The 21,440-nt window shown below is 44.8% G+C and carries 15 protein-coding genes; 7 read left to right on the top strand and 8 right to left on the bottom strand.

Annotated features, from left to right (window positions below):
- Window positions 1-24 precede the first annotated feature (24 nt).
- The 5 genes from FKN08_RS15645 to FKN08_RS15625 form a co-directional block, all read right to left on the bottom strand.
- The gene (locus FKN08_RS15645; RefSeq protein WP_170892490.1) at window positions 25-1,641 is read right to left on the bottom strand and encodes an endonuclease; all 1,617 of its coding nucleotides are present in this window, start codon (window positions 1,639-1,641) and stop codon (window positions 25-27) included.
- Window positions 1,642-1,972: 331 nt separating this feature from the next.
- Window positions 1,973-3,586 carry an alpha-amylase family glycosyl hydrolase gene (locus tag FKN08_RS15640; RefSeq protein ID WP_033906653.1) on the bottom strand — a complete coding sequence of 538 codons (1,614 nt, stop codon included), beginning with the start codon at window positions 3,584-3,586 and terminating at the stop codon, window positions 1,973-1,975.
- Window positions 3,587-3,706: 120 nt separating this feature from the next.
- On the bottom strand, window positions 3,707-4,213 hold the full coding sequence (locus tag FKN08_RS15635) for a glycosidase (RefSeq protein ID WP_170892489.1): 507 nt from the start codon (window positions 4,211-4,213) through the stop codon (window positions 3,707-3,709).
- A gap of 318 nt (window positions 4,214-4,531) precedes the next feature.
- Complete coding sequence (locus FKN08_RS15630; protein WP_170892488.1) at window positions 4,532-5,341, bottom strand: MalM family protein; 810 nt, start codon at window positions 5,339-5,341, stop codon at window positions 4,532-4,534.
- Between the two features lie 100 nt (window positions 5,342-5,441).
- Window positions 5,442-6,713, bottom strand: coding sequence for a maltoporin (locus tag FKN08_RS15625; protein WP_006740823.1), 1,272 nt, complete (start codon window positions 6,711-6,713; stop codon window positions 5,442-5,444).
- A 446-nt stretch (window positions 6,714-7,159) separates the two neighbouring features.
- Here FKN08_RS15625 and glgX point away from each other — a divergent pair, with 446 nt between their 5' ends.
- The 4 genes from glgX (at window position 7,160) to FKN08_RS15605 (ending at window position 11,839) form a co-directional block, all read left to right on the top strand.
- Complete coding sequence (gene glgX, locus FKN08_RS15620; protein ID WP_170892487.1) at window positions 7,160-9,130, top strand: glycogen debranching protein GlgX; 1,971 nt, start codon at window positions 7,160-7,162, stop codon at window positions 9,128-9,130.
- Window positions 9,131-9,289: 159 nt separating this feature from the next.
- Window positions 9,290-9,934: a recombinase family protein gene (locus FKN08_RS15615; protein ID WP_145472363.1), complete on the top strand. Its 645-nt coding sequence runs from the start codon at window positions 9,290-9,292 to the stop codon at window positions 9,932-9,934.
- Window positions 9,931-11,115, top strand: a complete 1,185-nt coding sequence (locus FKN08_RS15610) for a multidrug effflux MFS transporter (protein WP_170892486.1) — start codon at window positions 9,931-9,933, stop codon at window positions 11,113-11,115. The genes FKN08_RS15615 and FKN08_RS15610 overlap by 4 nt, the downstream gene beginning before the upstream one ends.
- Before the next feature lie 79 nt (window positions 11,116-11,194).
- Window positions 11,195-11,839, top strand: a complete 645-nt coding sequence (locus FKN08_RS15605; protein ID WP_170892485.1) for an START domain-containing protein — start codon at window positions 11,195-11,197, stop codon at window positions 11,837-11,839.
- Between the two features lie 16 nt (window positions 11,840-11,855).
- Here the strand turns inward: FKN08_RS15605 and FKN08_RS15600 are convergent, their stop codons facing one another.
- A complete protein-coding gene (locus tag FKN08_RS15600) occupies window positions 11,856-12,065 on the bottom strand; it encodes a DUF3955 domain-containing protein (RefSeq protein ID WP_005395601.1) in 210 nt (69 codons plus the stop codon).
- Between the two features lie 505 nt (window positions 12,066-12,570).
- Between FKN08_RS15600 and FKN08_RS15595 the strand changes: the two genes are divergently transcribed.
- Window positions 12,571-14,817, top strand: a complete 2,247-nt coding sequence (locus tag FKN08_RS15595; RefSeq protein WP_170892484.1) for a CehA/McbA family metallohydrolase — start codon at window positions 12,571-12,573, stop codon at window positions 14,815-14,817.
- 89 nt (window positions 14,818-14,906) lie between these two features.
- Here the strand turns inward: FKN08_RS15595 and FKN08_RS15590 are convergent, their stop codons facing one another.
- Window positions 14,907-16,661 (bottom strand): hypothetical protein, encoded by a 1,755-nt coding sequence (locus tag FKN08_RS15590; protein WP_170892483.1) that lies wholly within the window; start codon window positions 16,659-16,661, stop codon window positions 14,907-14,909.
- A gap of 428 nt (window positions 16,662-17,089) precedes the next feature.
- Between FKN08_RS15590 and FKN08_RS15585 the strand changes: the two genes are divergently transcribed.
- Complete coding sequence (locus FKN08_RS15585; protein ID WP_005395595.1) at window positions 17,090-18,043, top strand: M23 family metallopeptidase; 954 nt, start codon at window positions 17,090-17,092, stop codon at window positions 18,041-18,043.
- Window positions 17,947-18,399 carry a polymer-forming cytoskeletal protein gene (locus FKN08_RS15580; RefSeq protein WP_170892482.1) on the top strand — a complete coding sequence of 151 codons (453 nt, stop codon included), beginning with the start codon at window positions 17,947-17,949 and terminating at the stop codon, window positions 18,397-18,399. The genes FKN08_RS15585 and FKN08_RS15580 overlap by 97 nt, the downstream gene beginning before the upstream one ends.
- An 88-nt stretch (window positions 18,400-18,487) precedes the next feature.
- On the opposite strand, the gene FKN08_RS15575 is transcribed toward FKN08_RS15580, so the two are convergent.
- On the bottom strand, window positions 18,488-21,238 hold the full coding sequence (locus tag FKN08_RS15575; protein ID WP_170892481.1) for a M16 family metallopeptidase: 2,751 nt from the start codon (window positions 21,236-21,238) through the stop codon (window positions 18,488-18,490).
- Window positions 21,239-21,440 lie beyond the last annotated feature (202 nt).

Genomic DNA, 21,440 nt, shown 5'->3' with positions numbered 1-21,440 from the left:
GTGGATACCAAAATCAAGAAGGTGTTAGTTTCCCCAAATCTGTTCAACAAACTCAGGGTGATCAATGAATGGATTACGATTGCCCTGAAACTCAAACACTTGTTGATTGCGGTTTTGTTCTTTTTCACTAACGGGATCATTTTTGTGCCAACGTTTCAGCATGTTTAACATCCAAGGTTCAAAAACCGTTGAACTTGAACCATCAAGGACAGCATCCGCATTACTTGAGTTACCTTCCCAGTTACCTACAACATTTTCATAGCGGGTTGCCATGTAGAAATAGGCACGAGCAAAGTCGCCTTTGAACTCATCGATCGGCTCAAACACCGTACCGGAATAACCTAGGCTAGTACTTGCTTGACCAAGTTTAGAACCATTACTAGACACGTACGTCGCGGTGGCAACTTCACCAAATGGCCAGTTACTGCGCTTCGCATTCACATAGCCATCGGTCGCAAACAAATGGTGACCATCTGAGTTCATCGGCTCAACTTTGCCGCCAAACCAGCTTTTCGGGAACGAGTGTTCACGGTTGTAGCAATCCCCTTCTTGGCTATATTGACCACATTGGTCTGTCACTTTCGTGAAGCTGATAGCATCACTGCCCGCAGGTTTCTCTGAATACATATCGAGAATAGAGCCATCATTTTCGTAATAGCGATCAATATCAGCATCTTTTACCAAGGTCCACACCGCAGAATAACCTCGGCTAGTGTGGTTGTTGATGATGTTAAACAGCGCTGTTTTTAGAGCGTAGCCCGTCTTGCCAGACGCCGCTTGGTAGTAACCATCAACTACTGGTGGGGTCGTGGTTGAGTCACCTAACGTAAAGTCAGTGGTTTCGCTTTTCGCAAATTCAGCGCCAGAGGCAAGTGTATTATCCCCCACCTTCAACGCGTAAGACCCCGAACCATTGCCACAGCAAATGCCGTCGCCATAGCTGTCTTGAATCGTAAATTGGTAGTTACCATCGGCTAAACACATGGTCTTTTCAATAGTGGTTGACGACTCATACCCCTGACCAGAGAAAAGCACTTGCGCTTGGCTATTTTTCAACTCCCAGCTAGTTTCTGAGCCATAGTTGTCCGTCGTGAGTGTAAGAACCACTTCATGATCGCTACAATTTTCTACAGGAGGTTGTGTACTTGTCTCGGTCGGTTGAAAATTATCGACGTAGACAACTTCTGAGCCATCAAACCCGGCCTCATCATAAAAACGCAACCCGACATTGATGGTCTTGTTCGAACTCGCAGTATAGTTATGCGCCAGCTCTTGCCACTGGTTTACCTGCTGCGGATCTGAGTAATTGTGATAACCATCAACCACCAGACGTGCTTTTACATTTCCTTCGGTGTGATAAACCGAGACAGAAAACGGATAGGTTTTCCCTTGCTCCACATTAATGGTTTGCAAAAGGTCAGTGTTGCTTTGGGTACCTGTATTCACGACGACTTGAGCAGCCAGGCCGCCCGATTTGATTTGTTCGCTGCTTGGCGACACCGCGATGCCAGCGTCAATCACTGACCACTGCGTAGGTACATTGCCATTCCACTGTTCAAAGTCACCGTTGATAATTTGGCTATATGCAAACGGAGAGCTAACAGCAGCAAGGAGACAGAGGGAGTTCGTTATGGATTTCATTATACTTTTCCATTAGTTATATAAATCCCAGACACGATAAACATATTAGTGGGGCATAAATAATCCTTCAGTCACATTTTTACGTTGCACAAGTGTTAATTTACTTTTTAATGTGCAGCTTATCTCACAAATATCCATCTGCTGAAAACAAACGCCAATACAAAAAGCGAAGCAACTTGTTGGCTACATCGTCGTAAAACCATTAAGGGAAAAGTAAAACAGACAGAAAAAAGCCAAGTGTGCGCCTATGGGGGTCAGCAACAACACTTGGCTTGTTTATAAGAAAGCTTGTGGTCAGCTCAACTGGTGAGCATCAATTCTGGATAATTCCTTAAGGTTTTACCGCAAAGAATCGTCCTTGTAGTGGCGACATCAGAATCTGATATTGACCATTGCTCGGAGTAATTTTTTCATTCGTGAGCAAATCCACCAACTCACCAGTACCAACACTCTCCTGAGTAAGAGTGACGCTTCTAGCGCTCTCTAAGGTATTTAGCGCAAACAAGACTTTGTCCGAACCAGATTGTTTCAAGTCCACATAACTGCCGTTACTCGCAACTAAATTCGTGCGTGACCCCTGATAAAGTGCAGGATGCGCATCGCGCATTGTCATCAGCGATGTCACATAAGATTTGAGATCGGCTTGGTTTGCATCAAGCGTCGCCGTCACGCCTTCAATTTTCGCACTGCTGCGCGCAACGTGATCATCGCACAAACCTTGAATGGCACAGGTGCTGTTGTCTTCTTTTGCGGCAAAACCATCCACTTGGTCCCCGATTTCATCACCGTAGTACAACGTGATTGGCCCGGTGTACGCCGCTTGGAAAGCAAATGCGGCTTTATGGCGTAACCAATATTCTACATCATTCACATCCGCTAAATTTCCGCGCTGTAACAAGTCACCAAAGCGCACTAAATCATGGTTGCCGATCATCAAATTCGGCTGCGCATGTGTTGGATATTGGTTGTGTGTGCTGTAGCCATTGTCTAACCAATCCGCACCGCGCCCCCCCACGCCGCTCTCATTCACGGCCAAAGTTTCAACGATGCGATATCGCATAGGGAAGTCAAACGCAGAGCACAATGCTGGATCGCTGTTCGATCCATACGCCTCATTCGCGATCTCAGACTCCCCTTTCCAAATCTCTGCCACCATGTAACCCAACGGATTCACTTGTTCGCCTTTGCTATTGGTGTACGTCACACTTTGTGAGGCTTCATCGACGGCTTTACGAAGTTGTGTCCAAGCGTCTGTCGGAACTTGATAGGCTTGATCTAAACGCCAGCCGTCAATCTTCAGTTCTTTGATCCAATACGTTGCCACTTCTTTGTAGAAATCGAGACTGGCCGGGTAATCAACGGGATTGCTCGATCCCGATGGCAACAAACCGGAGGGAGATGGTTTGATCAAACCATCTTTGTGATGACCAAATACACCATCAAAAAACACGTATAAGCCGCGTTTGTGTGCTTCCTCGACCAAGGTTCTCGCCGTTTCTAAATCACCAAAACGTGGATCAATGGTGAAGTAATCCGTTGCAAAGTAGCCCGTGGCATCCAGACGATCGGCCCAGTGTTCTTGGCCCGCTATCGCTTCCGATTCAAAAACTGGCGTCAACCAAATCGCGTTCATCCCTAAATCTTGGATGTAATCGAGTGAATCAATCACTCCTTGCAAATCGCCGTTATGATGGCTGGTGCCATAACCTGTACCGTGACCAATGCTCGCATCACCATCCACAAAACTCTCTACCATGATTTGATAAGTACGAAGTTGGTTACTTTGCGCCATGACATTGGCTTGGCAAGCATAACTGGTATCCGGTAGCGGAGTGCTGCTATTAGTGTCGCCACCACCAGAAGAATTACACGCAGATAAAGCACCAATCACACTTAACGCAAGCAACGATCGAGACAGGCGATGGTTACGTAGGATATTACGCATTTTATTCTCCCTAACTTACTCAAATAAACTACGGAAATTTGAGTAATAAAATTAACCCCGACATGTGTTTCATGCAGGGGTTAATAAATAAAAATAGATTTTAAATAATTGAATTGAATATTATTGGCACTTATTTACCATGACATGAACAGGTTTGCTTTTTCCTTCAAACTGAAGACTCCATACATATTTACCATCTTCTTTAATATCAACCGAAGTATCCGTACCGTAACCACCAAATGTTAATGGTGTTAATTCACCAACGTTCATTCTATTACCTTTTGCGGTAAATTGTGGGAACCACAACTCGGTCGCATACTGCATTTTGTAGGAGCCTACTTTTTCTTGAACCACGGCTTGGTAGAAATTATTCCCTTTGTAGGTGTATTGACGCTGAGGCACGTGTTTCCAATCGGAATCCGCAAACGTACCCACCACAAATAGTGGTTTAGAAATAGGTCCTTTCGCTGTGCTATCTGGGTTGTCACACGCTTTCATGAAAGCAACTACTTCGTCTTGAGACATATTAACAACAGGCTCTGCGGCCGCTTCTGGTTCTGCCGTCGATTGACAACCTACTAAGGCAACAAGTAGGGCAGCAGCAAGAGAGGTCTTCATCATGTTCATTTCACGTAATTCCTTTTTAGTATATCCAAAGCAAAATAAACTCAACGGTTAAAAGAAATATTAATCGTTATTAAAATGGAAATATCAAACGCTAAATAAATATCGTCGGATTGCGAATTTAAATTACTTCGAGAAGTTTATTTATTTCCTAATTACAAAAAATAAGTTAGGAACTGTCAATAATTATTGATCTAACCAATATAAAAAACAAAACAATAAAAATAATTATGTGAATAAGATAACTCTATGTAGGGGTATTTTTATTGGTTTATATTCTATGAAAAAAAGGCCAGCATTTTGCTGGCCTTTTATATTCGATTATTTTTTATTTACGGCTTTCACAAACACTTGTTGCGCACCTTCGATACCCAGTTCTTTTGCTTCATCAAGCAAAGTGAGCGCTTTCGGAATATCGTTCGCTGCGACTGCCGCTTCAATTGAGCTGTAGTAGTAGCTAGTAAGGTCCGTACCTTGGGGAATGTTATCGTTTTTCGCAACAATCTTAGTATTCACAATATCATTCGCGGATACCGAAAAGCGGAACTGACCGAGTGGGCTATGTTTCGCTAGAGGGTCTGCAATATCTGGCGGCTGAGTGTGACGCGCCATGGCGAAGGCTTTTGCAGGGTGTAAAACTTGTGTACTTCCTTTTAGATCGGCGGAAGTCGTGTAAACCAACACATGCAGATCGTTACCTGTCATGTCTGGAATCACATTGAGATCAAGTACGAATTTATCGTTGTCCAACAGTTTTGCTGGTTCATACTTAAACTTTGAAAAATCTGCTTGGTAAATGGTTTCTCCTGCCGAGTTCATCACTGCGACATTAGGAGCATAAAATTGAAGTTCTTTACTTACGAATGTCTCTAATTTGATATCGAGACTGCCACGGTTACCTGGAAGAGCAAACGCTGCAATAGCGCCAGCACTGTTACCATCCAACAACATTTGGCTTTTATCAGTCAAAGCGAATTCAGTAACCACAGGCACGTTAAGCGGTACCCATTGAATATCACCCGATTGCGTGATCACTTGTTGCTGACCTTTTGGACTCATCTCTACTTGTTCTACAGACGCACAACCAGTAGCCAACATGCCCAGCAGTACGGGAGCAAGCCATTTTTTCATTACTGTCTACCTCGACTCTTTATTGTTTTTTAAATAAATACAGCCAGATAAGTTCTGGCTGTATCATTCTAGGACAATTTAGGACTTAGTGGTTAGATGATTACCACCAAGCTTCAGCTTGTACACCGAATTGGAACGTATCGTCTGAACGACCGTTGTCAAATGTGTTTGAGTTGTCTTCTTTGTCAGCCGTTAGGTAAGAAGCGTAAACACGGATTTCAGGACGAGCCCAGAAGCTAGAGCCAGCAGACCATGCTTGAGCAACAGTTAGCTTACCGTATTTGTTTTCGTCGCCGTCGTTATCGTCGATAGCGTAACCAGCTTCGAAGATAGTTTTGTGGTTGTCATCCCATTTGTACATTGGACGAACTACAACAGACATTGTTTCCCACTTGTCTTGGCCAGCCCACATGTCTTCACCAACACCGTACACTAACTGGTGACCCATTTCCCAGCTGTCACCCATGCCGATTACACCCCAGTTGATTAGGCGGTAACCAGATGCACCGTTGTCAGCTTCTGCGCCGTACCAGCTACCGTCGCCGTAGAATGCCATTGTTTTTGAGTAGCCTTCAGTACCGTACTGAAGCACTGTTTTGTTGAAACCAGCGTCTAGACCTTGAGTCAATTCTGCTGTGAACATTACGCCGTTTTTCGCATCTTTAGTGCCGTTTGGCGCAGCGTCAGTTTCGTTAAGGATTGCGTAGTTCAAGCCCATTTCTAGAGAACCGTTGTCCCATAGAGGAAGACCTGCATAACGTACGTCTAGAGTGTTAACGTTTGTATCGCCGCCATCGTTACCTGGATCTGCGATATCGCCACGGTCGTTACGAACCCAAGCGAAAGAAACTTTACCTGGACCAGCTTCGATACCTTCAACACCAGCGCCCGCGCCAGAGATGTTCCAGTAGTAGAAGTCAGAGATATGAATGTCGTGACGTTGGTAGTAGCGCTTACCAGCCCAAAGTGTTGCTTCTGGAGCAAAGTTTAGTAGGCCTTTAGCTTGAACGTTGAATTGACGTAGTGCGAATTGTGCATCGTCAACACATTTCACTTCGCCGTTATCCAAACCACAGTTAGCAGAAGTGCTTTCCCAGTCGTTTGAACCATTAGAAGTCATTGCAACCATAGAGTCTACGTAGAACGTTTTGCCGTTGTTGTTGTAAACTTCTTTACCTAGTTGAATCTCGCCGTAGATATCGCTTTCATTACCTAGACGACCGATCTTGTTCTTTTCGAATGTTAATTGTTGACCACCGTCAGCGTTCACGCCAACGCCAGCACGCATGTAACCGTGGAAATCCACTGCGAACGCAGAACCAGCAGCTAAAGTTGCAGCCACAGCAGCAGCAATTGCACTTACTTTTTTCATTCTTAACTCCATTAAGGGTATTTATAATTCTGTCTTCCCTGCTCACTCTTTTAGGTGAATATAGGCAGTAAAAACACACCTAAAGAAAGAGAGGTAAGATGGGAACGAATCCCCGTTTGTTTCAACAGTTATGAGATTACCCGAGGCGTACAAGGATGACTTCCTCCGCCCCAAACTAATTTAGGGGGGATGAGAAGGGAGTAGAAAATTTACCGAATGGTGTTTTTTCGAGTCAGATCACCAATCTAGGGAGGAATTAGTAAGTTTATTCGGTTTTGAGCCGCTACAAAGTGATAGCCATTTCATATTTTTGACTCTAAGCCGTCACATAAAGTAATTAAATTACATGAATATTTTTATATTTAGGGTGGTTGACCTTAGTAAGACAAAGTTTTTAACTTATAGTTTCCTAAAGGTAGCAATAAATATTAAATAAAGTATCTCCGATGACACGACTTCTCTCTCGCCCATACCCCTTGGGTGCAACTGTAAATAAAGAAGGTTGTAACTTCTCTATTCACGCACCAGGGAATAAAGACATAAAACTCGCCCTGTTTGCAGACGATGGCAGTTACGCGCTTCATGATTTACCGAATGAATACGCTGGCATACGTCATACTTTTATTCCAGATATTAAGCCAGGGCAAAAATACGGTTATCTTGTCTCCCACAAGGACGAGCCACTATTAATTTCTGACCCTTACGCAAAGTCAATTGATAAAGCCCTCCACTATCATCCTCCCTACTCTCCAGCCAAAAGTTTCGATATGCCGAAGTGCGTCGTTATCGAAGATGATTTTGACTGGCAAAACACGGATCACCCGCGTATACCCAGAGAAGAGATGGTGTTGTTTGAGACGCACGTCAAAGGGCTTACCCAACGCCACCCTGAGGTTGAGGACAAGCTGAAGGGGCGCTATTTAGGTCTTGCATCACCTGAAATGCTGGCCTTTTACAAACAGCAAAACATCAACACGCTGCAATTGCTACCTGTCGCAGCATGCATGCATGAGCCTCACCTACTAGAGATGGAAAAGGTCAATTATTGGGGATACAACCCTTATCTCTTTATGGTGCCCGATCCGCGCTATGCAGAAAAAGACGCCGTCACAGAGCTCAAAACAACGATTCGAGAACTGCACAAAAACGGCATCGAAGTGATTCTCGACGTAGTTTACAACCACACCGCAGAGGGGGGGGAAGGGCCTACAATTTTCAACCTGAAAGCGCTCGATTCCCGTTTTTACATCAAACATGGCAACCACTTCGCAAATTACACTGGTTGTGGCAACACGGTCGATCTCACCTATCAACCCGCTTTAAACCTTGTGATGGATACATTGCGCTACTGGGTTAGCGAATTTAAAGTCGATGGCTTCCGTTTTGACTTGGCTGCAACGTTAGGTCGACAGGGCGATGATTACAACCCAGAAGCAGCTTTCTTTAAAGCCGTAGCGCAAGACCCTATTTTGCGTGAAACCAAATTGATTGCCGAACCTTGGGATATTGGTCCAAATGGCTACCAAGTGGGTAACTTTCCATTTGGTTGGAACGAGTGTAATGACAAACTGCGTGATATTTCCCGCAGTTTTTGGCGCGGTGATCAAGGCTATTTAAAAGAGTTTGCCACTCGATTAATGGGCTCTCGTGATATTTATAGTGCAGCGAATTGGCCATACAAACTCACGGTGAATTACATCACGTATCACGATGGCTTCACACTGCAAGATTTAGTGTCTTACAAGCACAAACACAATGAAGCTAATGGCGAAGAAAATCGCGACGGCCACGGTGACAATCGCTCAGAAAACTACGGTGTCGAAGGCGAGACAGAAAATCTGATGATCATCGCCACACGTGAGAAGCAAAAACGCAACCTTATTGCCAGCTTGCTGTTTGCTTTTGGAATCCCACACATCCTCACTGCTGACGTGCTGTCTCACAGCCAAGGCGGTAACAATAATGCCTATTGCCAAGATAACGAAACCAGTTGGCTTAACTGGGGAGAAACGGAGCGTAAGCAACATTTCAAAACGTGGATGTCACAAATGGTCGCCAACCGAAATCAATACATGGTGCCATTTATCCGAGCTTTCAGTGGCGAAAACCGCAATAACAACCGCATTTTCTGGCGCCGAACAGACGGTCGCTTAATGGAGCATGATGATTGGAACCGTTTAAGTTCTGTCGCACTTCACCTTGGCATCGGTAAAGAAGGACAAGAGCTGGTCTATCTCATCAACCAAACTAACGCTACAGCGCGCTTTAAGCTCCCCAATGAGCGAAAGCAAGAATGGGTAACGATCTGCGACACAAACGTACGTAACCTTAACCCAGGGCATGCTGAAGGCGAGGTTTTGCTATCACCTACTTCGATGGTGATTTTGCATTACCAGCCGAAATTGGAGCAATCATAGAGCAACAGCCCGGAAAGCTTATATACACGACTTAATAGTAAAAGACCCGAAGTCCGTTAACGACTTCGGGTTCACTTAGTGTTGTAAGCATTAATGAACCTCTGTATATTTATGAGCTATTACAGCATATGAACCAAATTAAAAAGGCGTATAGTCCATATGGCTACTTATCTTTACACACGTTACTCGCCAAAGAATCGAGCTTATCAAGAGCACCTCGGTGTCCTAAAAGCGTTCGTGCCTGACGCCCAACATTTTGAGGATAAGGTTCGCGGTTGCATGCCTCCAGCAGAACGAGAAGCTTTCCAACAGCTACTCAATATCGTCAAAGCAGGTGATACGATTGTGCTCTGGTGGCTAACGGCATTTGGTCGAGATTTTAGTCAGGCGTTAAATACAATAAAAGTATTACTAGCAAAAGGGGTCACACTGAAAACCGTTTGTGAACCACTCACATTTGAACCGGATTCTGTTCAAACTCAAACGCTACTCACCGTGCTATCTGGATATGGAAAAGTGCAGACTGAACATCGCCTGTTTGCCGCGGAGCAAGGGCGACAAGCCATTAAAGAGCAGCCAGATTTGTGGAAACAGAAATTTCGCGGACGCCCAGCAGACAAAACTAAACACCAACAGATCGCAACGTTGCTGTTAGAAGGCTATACGTTGAAGAGTGTTTCGGAGCAGTGTGATGTCAGCCTATCTACCGTAAAACGCGTCAAATCTAAGTTAAATGAAGTGGATGATGAAGGCTGCCTCAGAACACGAAAGCAAAGAGGTTATTCTGATGGTGATCCATCATGAGTCGCCCAATCAACTTTCGCACTATCTTACTCGCCTGTCTTATTATCAGTGTTGGCCAATTGAGCATGGGGCTTGTTATGCCCTCTTTGCCATGGATCGCAAAAGACTTTTCTATCTCCCTTGATCAAGCCCAACTGCTCGTGAGTATTTACTTACTCGGTTTTGGTCCCTCTCAGTTCATTTACGGTCCGGTATCGGATGCTTTGGGTCGAAAAAAAGTACTACTGACGGGTTTGCTCATCGCGATGTCTGGTCTATTAATGATCATTTTCCTTAGTGACACCTTCACAGGCATGGTGATGGGGCGTTTTCTACAAGGCTTAGGAACTGGGTGCTGCGCGGTACTCGCAAGAGCATCGACTCGAGATAGATTTAGCGGTGATGAGCTCCCTGTCGCCATGTCTTATATCGCTATGGCAGCTTCGATCACGCCACTCATTGCGCCTGTGATTGGCGGCTTTATCAACTTCCACTTTGGTTGGAGTATGGTGTTCATTTCACTGCTAGGTTATGTCTCACTCGCTTGGGGAATCATCGCCTTTAAGTTTACAGAAACCATTGCAAAACGATCTGTTATTCCGTCACCACGCAACATGCTTTTCCAGTATCGAGACTTGGTGACGTCACGTTACTTTATGAGTTTTGCCAGCATCAGTTGGTTAAACTTCAGCCTGATGATAACGACCGTGTCCGTGATGCCATTTATCATGCAAGACCAAATTGGCATGACATCCGATCAATACGCAATGTGGGCACTCATTCCCGCTTTAGGTATGTTAGGCGGCACCACGATTTGTAACCGAGTAAGGCCAATTATCGGCAACAAAAGAATGCTACTTTGTAGTCCATTCCTGCATCTCAGTGCTGCAATATGGTTGTTCTTCTGCCCGGTAGAACCGCTGTATTTAATGTTGGGGCAACTATTAATGATCTTAGGTAACGGCATTGCCCTACCCTGCGCGCAAGCCATGGTAATGCAACCCTACAAAAAGCAGGCTGGTGCTGCAGCAGCCATGTCTGGAGGTGGACAAATGATCGTATCCTCATTGGTCAGCTTAACATTGGTACAGCTTGGTTTAAGCCAAGCCTGGCATCTATCAATCGTTATTGTGGTGTTTGCAGCAATAACGCTCACCAATATTCAACGAGGTTTTGGAGCAGAGCAACCTTCAGAACAGTAACGAAAAGACTTACTATTGTCCTTATAATTAAGAACACATCGTATAAGCTTTAACTAAGGATAAGTTGGCGGGTACTAACATGATGTTGCATTTACGAATTGGCGCGCTACTACTCGCCACTTTTATATCCGCTGGCACCGCCGCAAAAGCCAACGAGTACTGGCAATTTGATAGTGACGATAACGGAATCACTATCTACTCTCGAGAGCATACCGACGGTTTAGTTGAGATTCGTGCTCGGATGTTCACACCCACCAGCTATGGCGCATTTTTAACGCTATTGGAAGATAGTGACAATATCCCGAACTGGATTGACAATGCCAGTCATAGCCGGGTTTTAAATCAAATATCAGCCACCGAAAACATCGTTTATACCCAATTTACGGCGCCATGGCCTGCAAAAAATCGTGATATGCTCACCTACTCTGAATATTGGGTCGATGAGCTTGGGTTCACGATAAAAATCAAAAGCGCACCAGACTCATATCTTGCTGAACAAAAGGGCTATGTTCGCATTCGTTCGGTTGCTGCAACTTGGGAATTACAGAAGCTCACTAATGGCACGACACTCATTGATTACAAAGCGTTTGCTGACCCCGGAGGCCTTTTGCCAATCTGGCTAATCAACAAACTATCAAAACAAAGTGCACGAGCAACATTTAGTAACCTAAGGAAAGAGTTACCAAAATATCAGCAATACTCCCATCCTCAGATAAAGGAGTAAACTTCACGTTTGCTCTTTAATTACGATTACGGTGTTTGAAAAAAGTGCCCACAAAAGAGGCGAAGGCTAACCCTAAAAAGAGCCAAAACAAAGGGATAAACCCAAATGACTCTACTAATAAGCCATTTTCATCTACGTAAGAGCCCTGAGCGTGGTACGCAATTAAACATGTCACACCGCTCAAAAATAAAACTACGCTCAGTTTATATTTACGAATAAACCCCATCTAAACCTCAAGCAATCAATTGATATGTTTTCGACATATTGCCACCGTATATAGTTCACTCAAAAAACATAGTGTCTCTATGTTTGCTCTAATCTTTATTAAAGGCCTTTTAGTCAGAGACAAGATAAAAACCCAAACATAAAGAATAAAAAGTCAAATTTAACTCAAAATATTATATGCGTTCTCAGAACTATCTTGACCTTTTTTCTCACATATACAGTGTAATTGTTATCATTTTGTTTGCTCAATGCTGCCAAAAATCGTTCACATCTATCCCAAAATAATTAGTGTTCTAAATATTTTTATTACTCTATACAAAAACGAATCAAACAACAAAATACATTTAAAATCAAAACTTAAGATTCAGGAATCAATTGTAAAACAATAATAGAAACGAGTTGACCTCTTCATTTCTTTCGCTTTTTTAATTGAACGTCTAATCAAGTTAACGCACAATGCCATCGACAACTCACATAATAAATCATGAAAAAAAGGAAGTGTCTTCATGCATAATTTTTCAAAAAGTGCAGTGGCAACTTTAATCTCTGGCCTTTTGCTTGGAACTTCAGCGAATGCGGGAGTGAGTATCACACAAGGAAAGACCACGATCCCCGATGGCGAAGCTACACACGCTCAAGACATTACCGTTCAAAACGAACATGTCGCCTTCGCTCTCGCTGTTGAATCCGCACCACCATGGGGCGTACCGCGAGGAACATTGGTCGATTTGGCAGCAGTAAAGAATGGCAAAGTAGACCTTGACCGTGTTGCCTTTGCTGACTTCATTCCTAACAGCTGGTCCGCATGGCCGAATGATCGCAAATCCATTGAAATTATCGAAGACAGCGACAATAAAGCGGTCATTAAAGTGAGCCGCAACTTCGATAACGTTGATATCACAACATGGTATACACTCGCTTCTGGAGCTGACTCAATTGCGCTTAAAACGGTCATGACCAACCAAGGTAAAAAAGATCTCGCGTTAGAATCAGGGCACACCATTTGGCCAGATACTGGCTACCAATTTGCCGTGCCGGGATTGGAAGGGAAAGAAGAATCCATGGCCGACAATGCCCTCGCCGATCGCATGGTCGCTTATGATCGAGACTGGGCCTTTGCACTTCATGCTCCTTATTTTGATCGCGTCAAATACAATGGTCGTGACATGTACCTAGGGCATACCTTGAAAGCAGGTGAAAGCCGCACTTTCCAATCCCGATTACAAGTGGTTCCAAATGGAGACATGGCCCCCATTGTCAAGGCAGAAGCTGACCGACTAGGACAAGCGACAGGCACCATCAACGGCCAATTACGCGCAGATAATGGTCGTGTTCCTGAAGATGCCATCGTGATGATCGAAAAAGAAGGACAACCCTATGCCTGGACATTGGCCAAAGATGGCCAGTACAGCATGGCGCTGCCTGAGGGTGAGTACCAAATCTACGGCACAGCGACTGGTCACGCAAACAGCGAGCAGCAATCGATTCAAGTGGCGAGAAATAGCGAGCAAACACTCGATTTTACGTCTCTAAAACGCCCAGCAACTCTCTCACTTCAAGTTGAAGAGGCAACATCAGGTCTGGCCAAAGATGCGAGAATCACCATCCTTGAAGGTCAAGCGCCACCGGTTGAATTTTTGGGTAAACGCACCTTCTTTACCGATCTGCTGCCTGCAGGTCATGCGGAGCTAAAACTGGCACCCGGTCAATACAAATTAGGTATCAACTCTGGTGGAGGCTTTACAGCTAAAACCCAAACATTAGACGTAACCCTAACATCCGGTAAAACGACGAAGCAACGAGTAGAAGTGCCTCAAGTGACGTTTCCTAACCGTCAGCATTGGTATGGCGCAGATTTACACCATCATGGCAACGTGTTGGAAGGCGTTACTCCGCCAGAAATTGTTGTGCGCGCTCAGTTGGCAACGGATCTTGACCTGACTTTCATTAGCGATCATGACTCAACCATTAACCACCAGAAGTTTGCAGAACTATCTGCGAAACGTGGCGTGCCTTTCATCCCGTCGATCGAAGTTTCGCCATCATGGGGACATATGAACCCATTTCCTATCGATAATGGCGCCGAGCTAACGGTCGATCCTGGCACTGCTGACGTTCACACGTTACTTAACGCCGTACATGAGATGGGGGCTGAAGTCGTACCGATGAACCATCCATACAACGATTATGGCTACTTTACGAATATCGCTAAAAATGCAGTCCCTGGTGGTAAAACGGATCGCTTCGACCTTATGGAGCTTAATGCGCGCGTAGACAATGAACCAACATTGAAGAAAGCGCATAAACTCTGGGACCTGGGTGAAGCAATGTACTTTACGGCGGGAACCGACACCCACGATGCGTGGAACCAACTCACGGGGCAGATTCGAATGATGGCAAGAGTCGATGGAGAGCTATCGCCGTCGAAGTTTGCGCAAGCACTTAAAGCCGGCCATGGCTACGCAACACAAGGCCCTATTCTTTATCCGCAAAACATTATGTTTGGTGAAACAGCAACAGCTGGCGATACGTGGGACATCCACGTCGTTGCAGCCGATGGTCTAAAAGAAATTCGATTGATCGGTAAAGGCGGCAACGTGCTGAATACCCTGACGATTAACCCGAAAGTTGATACTCAACGCATAGAGCTGTCGCTACCTATACCTAGCGACGCAGAGGGATGGATAAGTTTAGAAGTCGAAGATAAAGACGGCAGCACAGCCTGGAGTAACCCTGTTTGGTTGCAGTCATAATCTTGATGAATGTCCGACTCGATGGTAAACAAATCTGAGTTCGACGATGAAATAAAGGCGGCACTAGCCGCCTTTTTCTACTCGATGTTTTACTGCTGTGCAACCGTCACGGGTTTGGTCGCACCACGGTAATCAAACTCAAAACCAATACCTTGATCTGTTACATCCATCGTCATACCACCAACAAGCTCACCTTGTAAGCTTTTCATAACATCATCAGGTAACGGCTCACCAGTCACGGCTGACGCACTTTCCAACACTTCCAAAATACGTTCTGAATCGAAGTCAAAACTGAACAAGCCATTTGGAGAAAGTGGTTGTGCCATCACTTCTTTGCTCGCGTCTTCGGCATTCTCACCACTGTAGAGCGTAAAATGGTTTTCGTTTAAGCGAGCAAACACATCCATCTTCAAGCCTGTATGCATTTCTAGCAGGTCACTGACATTAACAGGCTGGTTATCCGGCTGAATTTGTAATTGAGCAAGCTCAGGGACGAACATTTGCGCGGTTTGAATCAGCATCATTGGATCATTGGCAGATAGAGACAACATACCATCTAGCTGGCTAAATACTTCACCGTGCTGAGCATTAGTGTCAACGTGGATATCAAACATTTGCAGGCTTAATCCTTTCAGGCCGTTAACCATGCCGGAGCCCATGCTCACAGCTGCGGCTGGGTTTTGGCCACCCATCTCTTGCTGCATTTGTGTCAATAAAGAACATTGGTACTGAGGCTGAGTCAAGTCGCTCCAAATCTGACCAATCGATGGCGCTAGCGTATTAATGTCTAAACCAAGCGCCACGCTAAAGAAGCTCTTATCATTGTTCGATTCTGCCAAAACGCCACGAATCGACTTAAGCGCATCTAGAATCACTTTATTTTTCGATTCAACAACAAAAGCACCTTTAATGAATGCCTGCTCGCCTTTCAACTTGTATTCCGCAAATGCGACGGATTGAGGCCAGTTTTCTGCAACTTGAGTAAGTTCAGTATGACAGGCTGGTGAGCGCATCTCCTGAATAGTCGGCTCAGGATCAATGGCATCCAGCATGCTGACTTGACGCGCAAAGATATTGCCATCTTTCGTCGTCAAACCTTTAACCAATTCACGGTGATCAAAGTAACCGAAAGAGTTATTGTTTTCGCCGTATTTAGCCTGCAACGCCGCTAGGCGTCCACTCTCCGCAATGTTTTGACTTGGTGACTCAAGTCCCAATGCCATTTTAAGCGGGTTTTGAACACCCAGTTGCGGAATATCAACCGTTAACGTAAGTACGTTGTCAACCACGGCAACAACCAAGCCAATGCCATCTTGCGGGTCAACCGAATCTGTCATCTCGTAACGACGAAACTCCACTTCACCAAGTTTAACCAGCTCGTGCTTAGCACCGCTCATCTGCTCTTCGTGATCCAATGTTTTCCATAACGCGGCAGGGTCTTCAATCTTCAATTTGTACACTGGTACCATACCGATTGTGTACAACACTGGATTAATGTTTTCTCCGGTACCTAAGTAGGCTTTTAACGTTTCTGGCGATGCAGCGCTCTCCAGATATCCATCAAACAAGTTAACGGCAAACTGTTGCTGTGGAGAAAGTGGTTCATCGGCAAAAAGTTCAGCAATCGAGCCTTGGTTAGCCGTGCCAAATGCATTCATGTATTTATAATGATTAAAAGGTTCCGTCTGATACGTCACCATGAGCGAATCCGCAGGAACTTGCGAAAGTAGTGATACTGAATCACTCGGGGTAGTATTGTTTTGGTACAGGTAGCCAGCGCCCCCTGCAGCTGCGACCACTGCTGTAGCCAATAGTAGTTTTTTCACGACCAACTCCGTTGTCATAGTTATGTGTTCCTAAGCGAAAGATCACGCTTAGGTTTAAAGCCTTTGAATAGCACTTTTATATCGACCGCTATCATAAACAAGTTATCGATATAATGAATGTCGGTTTGATAAATTATCCAACATTTATAAGGTAAACCGTGAAGTAAGTTGAATTGCGTGAGGATGCTATTGGCAATATTCACAATCTAATTTCTCGGATAACCACCTTATAAATCAAAATCTTCAGTTCAATAAAGCGATTTGGAGTAACTACGACCAAAAGCACTAGGATATTAAATCTTTATTGAGTCTTTTATCTAATATCTGAAAACGCCTCACGGCCTGACACTTCTTTCCAATTTGCCTCTAGCGGTCCCCGTTTGTTTTCCTTACATTCCCATTAACTCAGTGACGAGACGTATACCAGATACGAGCAGTAGAAGACGATGAAAGACCAGTTGACGATCTCTATATCAACCATCAATGGCTCCAGACATTGGTACTTCAGTAAAAGGATGCAACGCAATCTAAAAACGTTTTTATGCTTTTTTGTCATTGCTCTGGCCGCAACCGCGATCTTAATTCATCACTTGTACACTCGCGTCGATAATGCCGCGTTAAAACAAGCTGAATTGACAGAACATTCGCGCACTATGGGTGAAGAGCTCAGCACACTGAAAGCATTAAAATCCGAGCTAGAAAGTGATCTCTCAGAGCGAGAAGAACGAGTACAACTTGTTTCGGAGCGTTTGGGAGAGTTAGAGAAAGTCCTTGGAGTTGGAGAACATACTACCACGGATAATTTGGATGCCCGACTTGATGCGGCGGCGATTACGTCGAACGTTCGCATGGTGTTGTTAAACCAAATACCAAGCGGGTCTCCGGTCGGTAAAGCGCGGCTCTCTTCTCGCTTCGGTAAGCGCATTCATCCGGTGACAAAAGTCGCTAAGATGCATCGCGGGCTCGATTTTGCCGTGAATACCGGTACTAAGGTTTATGCCCCAGCAGATGGGGTTGTGGAAGTCACCCGCCGCAGCAATAAAGGCTCTGGTAACTTCCTCAGGCTGCAACATTCTTTCGGTTTTTCGAGTTCTTATTCGCACTTGAAAAAGTTCAAAGTAAAAAGCGGTCAGTTCGTCAAAAAAGGGCAACTGATTGCAATTTCCGGCAACAGTGGGCTCTCTTCTGGCCCTCACCTTCACTACGAGGTGCGTTTTGTTGGGCGAGCACTGAATCCGAAGCCATTTGTCGATTGGAGCCTCAATGATTTCGAAGACATTTTTACTAAGGAGCGAAGAATACGATGGGAATCTTTAATCAAAACCGTGGAACAACGAGTAGCTCAGCAGCTTCAACTCTCATCGCCAAAGGCTGTGCTGTTAGCGGAGAACTCAAAGTAGAAAACGATGTCCAGATTGATGGCATCGTCGATGGTCAAATTAATGTAGAAGGCACTCTCGTCGTTGCAGAAAGCGGCCGAGTAAATGGTGAGATCTACGCTAAGCAACTGATCATCAATGGTATGATGGATGGTAACTGTCACGCAGAACACATTCAAGTACTTGCCAAGGGACGTGTAAGTGGGAGGATCTGGAGTAATAACCTCAGCATCGAACCTGGTGGTAAATTCTTTGGTGAGGCGGCCGAATTACCTGAAAAAGAAGTGGTGACACTGAAAGGAAAGGCTCAAGAAAACGCCAGCACGAAAGAAAACAATACCAACAATGAAAAGCGACCTACGCGTAAATCAGCGTAAACTCTTTGGTTAAAGTGCATAAAAAAGACGGCTTTCACGCCGTCTTTTTTATTACTAGAGACACGAGCTTCGTCAGAAGCTACAGTGATTATTCGGCCGGGTTTAAAATCATCACCGAGCGCTTTGCTTGTGGACCAAAAGCCGCTCTCGCATGCGCTTTCACTTCTTCTAATGTCACACTCTTAGCCGCTTTTTCAACGTCAAGTAACACATCGACGCCGTAATCATGCACCAAGTAGCGTGTATACGACCATGCGCGCTGAGCAGGGTTATCATCTAATCCTTGCATCGCTACCGCCAATTGCTTCGCTGCCGTATCCACTTCTTTTTGCGTGATGTTCGAAGCTAAGTCATCAAACATTTTGCCTAACTTGCTATCTAAAACTGCCACGTCTTCGGGCTCAACTTGAGATTCCAAGAGCCAATCAGAGATTGGTTCGCGATCTTGCGTCACAGTGTAAATATTTGGGCTGTAATCGAGACTAGACTCTTCTCGAACAATATCCAAGACACGCGCATTACTGATACGTTGCAAAATATCTTCGATAACCGTATCCCTTGCCGTACGTTGGTAATCGTTCGTGTTAGTCAAACGCATTACATACAAGGATGAAGGTTCATGACCATCCGCAACGACTGTTCGCGCCGGCACGTCGGTGTTGAACGCAACATGGTAATCAATCGAACGACTCGGTTTCATCTCGATGGAGGCCACATACTTACGCAAGAGTGGCGTAATTTCTTCCGGCTCGACATTTGCCACAATGACCATCTTAAAACCATCATTGGTTTTGAAAAGTTGCTCATGCACCGCCAATATTTGCTCAGAAGTCACTTGCTCCACATCGTCACTGGACACGATACGATGACGACTACCCGGCAAATAAGAATTACCGTTTACTTTCTGAATCAGTTTTCCCATCGGCGATTCAAAAAAAGCACCGCTCTGCTGCTTAAACTCTTGCTTCGCTGCCGCCATCTGGCGCTCGTCGACTTTAATCTCCGTCGCTAGATTGTATAGTCCATTCAACGCGTAAGTTAAATGCGTTGTTGGCGCGGTAATTTGTGAACCGTGACTGGTCGCACCAAGAATCGCGCTAAGCGCAATGTTATTTTTGCGTAAGTAACTGTCTAACTCTGAACCAGAAAATGCCCCTAACCCACTGCGTATCGCCGTCGTTGCAGCGATTTCATACGCAGCATATAACGCTGGATCAACGGCGGCTTTACCGCCTTGGCTAGCATAGTAAATATAAGCTCGGCCACCCGCTTTGGCATCTTTTTGGAACCACACTTCGACACCGTTTGATAGCGTATAAACTTGAAAGCCACCCGCTTCCTGACGCATGCTGGTGATGATACCTTCTTGAGTAGGCTGTAAGAATCCATCCACTTTGTCATACATCTCTAACGGTTTTTCCCCAGTTTGGAGGTAGGCACTGTATAGATCGGTAAATACATCATTGAACTGAGCTGACGCTTCACTTTTCCCCAACCCAACCACAAAGATTGGTTGCTCAGACAACAAGGCATTCAATTGCGTGTTAATGCTCTCTAGATTCTCGTTGTTGATGAATTCAGACAAACTCTGGGCGTAACTCTCTTTTGATTGACTCACACTGCCTTGGTCAATTTGAAAAACGCGCGCTTCTGCATAACTGTTTGGCTTACGTTGGTCCCAGTCTGAATCAATATTTGCGAGCTCACCTTGCCAATTTGACATGATGCTCTCTAACTCAGATTGGGTCGCACCATAATCTCTCAGTGACGCCAACGTGCTGATGAAAGTTTGATGCATTTGTTCACGACGCTCAGGCCCAAACGAAATACCTGCCGACATCATGCGCTGGTAGTTGGAATAGTAAGGCTGGGCATAAGCATACTGAAAAGGTTCAGCGGCATCATTAAGTACACGAATCAGACGTTGTTGAATTAGCTGTGTTGCGACTTCATCACGCCACACTTGATGCTGCTGTTCAATCGTAGTGCTGCCACTTAGACCACGCTCAATCACTAAATGAAGGCTTGGTGATTCCATCGTGTTACTTGGCAAGATTCGGTTTTGGTTATTCACTCGAATATCGCGGCGCTTCTCTATTACGGTATCCGAGGTGCTTTCCCAGTTCGAGAATTTGTTTTTGATAATATTGGACAGTGAATCCACGTCGATATTACCGGTCACAACCAACTCGGCATTTTGTGGTTGGTACCACTTGTCGTAAAACGCTTTTAGCTTGCTTGATGAGGCATTTTGAATCGCTTCGCGAGTACCAATTGGGTCGTGTTCACCATACATAGTGCCTTCAATCGACGCTTGATAAGCATGCATAGAAAAGGACTTATCATCCGGGTTAGCACGTCGCCATTCACCAAGAATCACCCCTTTTTCTTTCTCTACTTGTTCAGGAGCAAACTGAAGTCCGTTTCCGATATCTCTCATCCACTTCAGGGCATCTTCCAGCTTTGTATTATTGGCAAGATCAAGTTGGTAAGAAGTTTGCTGATAAGTGGTAAAGGCGTTGATATCGGCACCAAAGCTACCACCAGATTGCTCGAAAAGTTTAACAACGTCGTTGCCGGTAAAATGCGTGCTGCCATTAAACGCCATGTGCTCAACAAAGTGAGCGTAACCTTTTTGATTGGTTTCTTCTTGGAATGAGCCGACATTCAGAACCAAACGGACCGATACTTCTTGGTCTTTTGTTGGGTAAAGATGGTATTTCATACCGTTCGATAACTGGTCGACATGCCAATTGGCGTCAGGCTGAATCGGCGTCGATTGTTGTGTCAGAGCACACCCTGACAGTAATAACGCGGGGACTAACAATATACTGCGCATAACTATTGCCCATAACAATGATTAAGCCGATCAATATAATCCTCGTTCCATGACCTTCACATTTTTAATGGATTATTTACTACTCAAACGTGACGTAAATCACCTTTTAATGAAATTAATTATCATTTACAAAAATAGACAAATCCTTACTTTACAAATAGATAAATAACACAGCTTAAAAGCCTTTTTCTTATTTGATGTA

It is taken from the genome of Vibrio sp. 1-2 (7-a), assembly GCF_013048515.1.
Taxonomy (GTDB): domain Bacteria; phylum Pseudomonadota; class Gammaproteobacteria; order Enterobacterales; family Vibrionaceae; genus Vibrio; species Vibrio diabolicus.
Note: the sequence above shows the minus strand (reverse complement) of the source record. Positions and strands in the feature narration are given on the sequence as shown.

Excerpts from the sequence above, each read along its gene's own strand:
- FKN08_RS15595 (WP_170892484.1), top strand. The coding sequence starts at position 12,571 with ATGCATAATTTTTCAAAAAGTGCAGTGGCAACTTTAATCTCTGGCCTT.
- FKN08_RS15615 (WP_145472363.1), top strand. The coding sequence starts at position 9,290 with ATGGCTACTTATCTTTACACACGTTACTCGCCAAAGAATCGAGCTTAT.
- FKN08_RS15575 (WP_170892481.1), bottom strand. The coding sequence starts at position 21,238 with ATGCGCAGTATATTGTTAGTCCCCGCGTTATTACTGTCAGGGTGTGCT.
- glgX (WP_170892487.1), top strand. The coding sequence starts at position 7,160 with ATGACACGACTTCTCTCTCGCCCATACCCCTTGGGTGCAACTGTAAAT.
- FKN08_RS15610 (WP_170892486.1), top strand. The coding sequence starts at position 9,931 with ATGAGTCGCCCAATCAACTTTCGCACTATCTTACTCGCCTGTCTTATT.
- FKN08_RS15580 (WP_170892482.1), top strand. The coding sequence starts at position 17,947 with ATGGGAATCTTTAATCAAAACCGTGGAACAACGAGTAGCTCAGCAGCT.
- FKN08_RS15590 (WP_170892483.1), bottom strand. The coding sequence starts at position 16,661 with ATGACAACGGAGTTGGTCGTGAAAAAACTACTATTGGCTACAGCAGTG.
- FKN08_RS15645 (WP_170892490.1), bottom strand. The coding sequence starts at position 1,641 with ATGAAATCCATAACGAACTCCCTCTGTCTCCTTGCTGCTGTTAGCTCT.
- FKN08_RS15630 (WP_170892488.1), bottom strand. The coding sequence starts at position 5,341 with ATGAAAAAATGGCTTGCTCCCGTACTGCTGGGCATGTTGGCTACTGGT.
- FKN08_RS15640 (WP_033906653.1), bottom strand. The coding sequence starts at position 3,586 with ATGCGTAATATCCTACGTAACCATCGCCTGTCTCGATCGTTGCTTGCG.
- FKN08_RS15605 (WP_170892485.1), top strand. The coding sequence starts at position 11,195 with ATGATGTTGCATTTACGAATTGGCGCGCTACTACTCGCCACTTTTATA.
- FKN08_RS15635 (WP_170892489.1), bottom strand. The coding sequence starts at position 4,213 with ATGAACATGATGAAGACCTCTCTTGCTGCTGCCCTACTTGTTGCCTTA.
- FKN08_RS15625 (WP_006740823.1), bottom strand. The coding sequence starts at position 6,713 with ATGAAAAAAGTAAGTGCAATTGCTGCTGCTGTGGCTGCAACTTTAGCT.
- FKN08_RS15585 (WP_005395595.1), top strand. The coding sequence starts at position 17,090 with ATGAAAGACCAGTTGACGATCTCTATATCAACCATCAATGGCTCCAGA.
- FKN08_RS15600 (WP_005395601.1), bottom strand. The coding sequence starts at position 12,065 with ATGGGGTTTATTCGTAAATATAAACTGAGCGTAGTTTTATTTTTGAGC.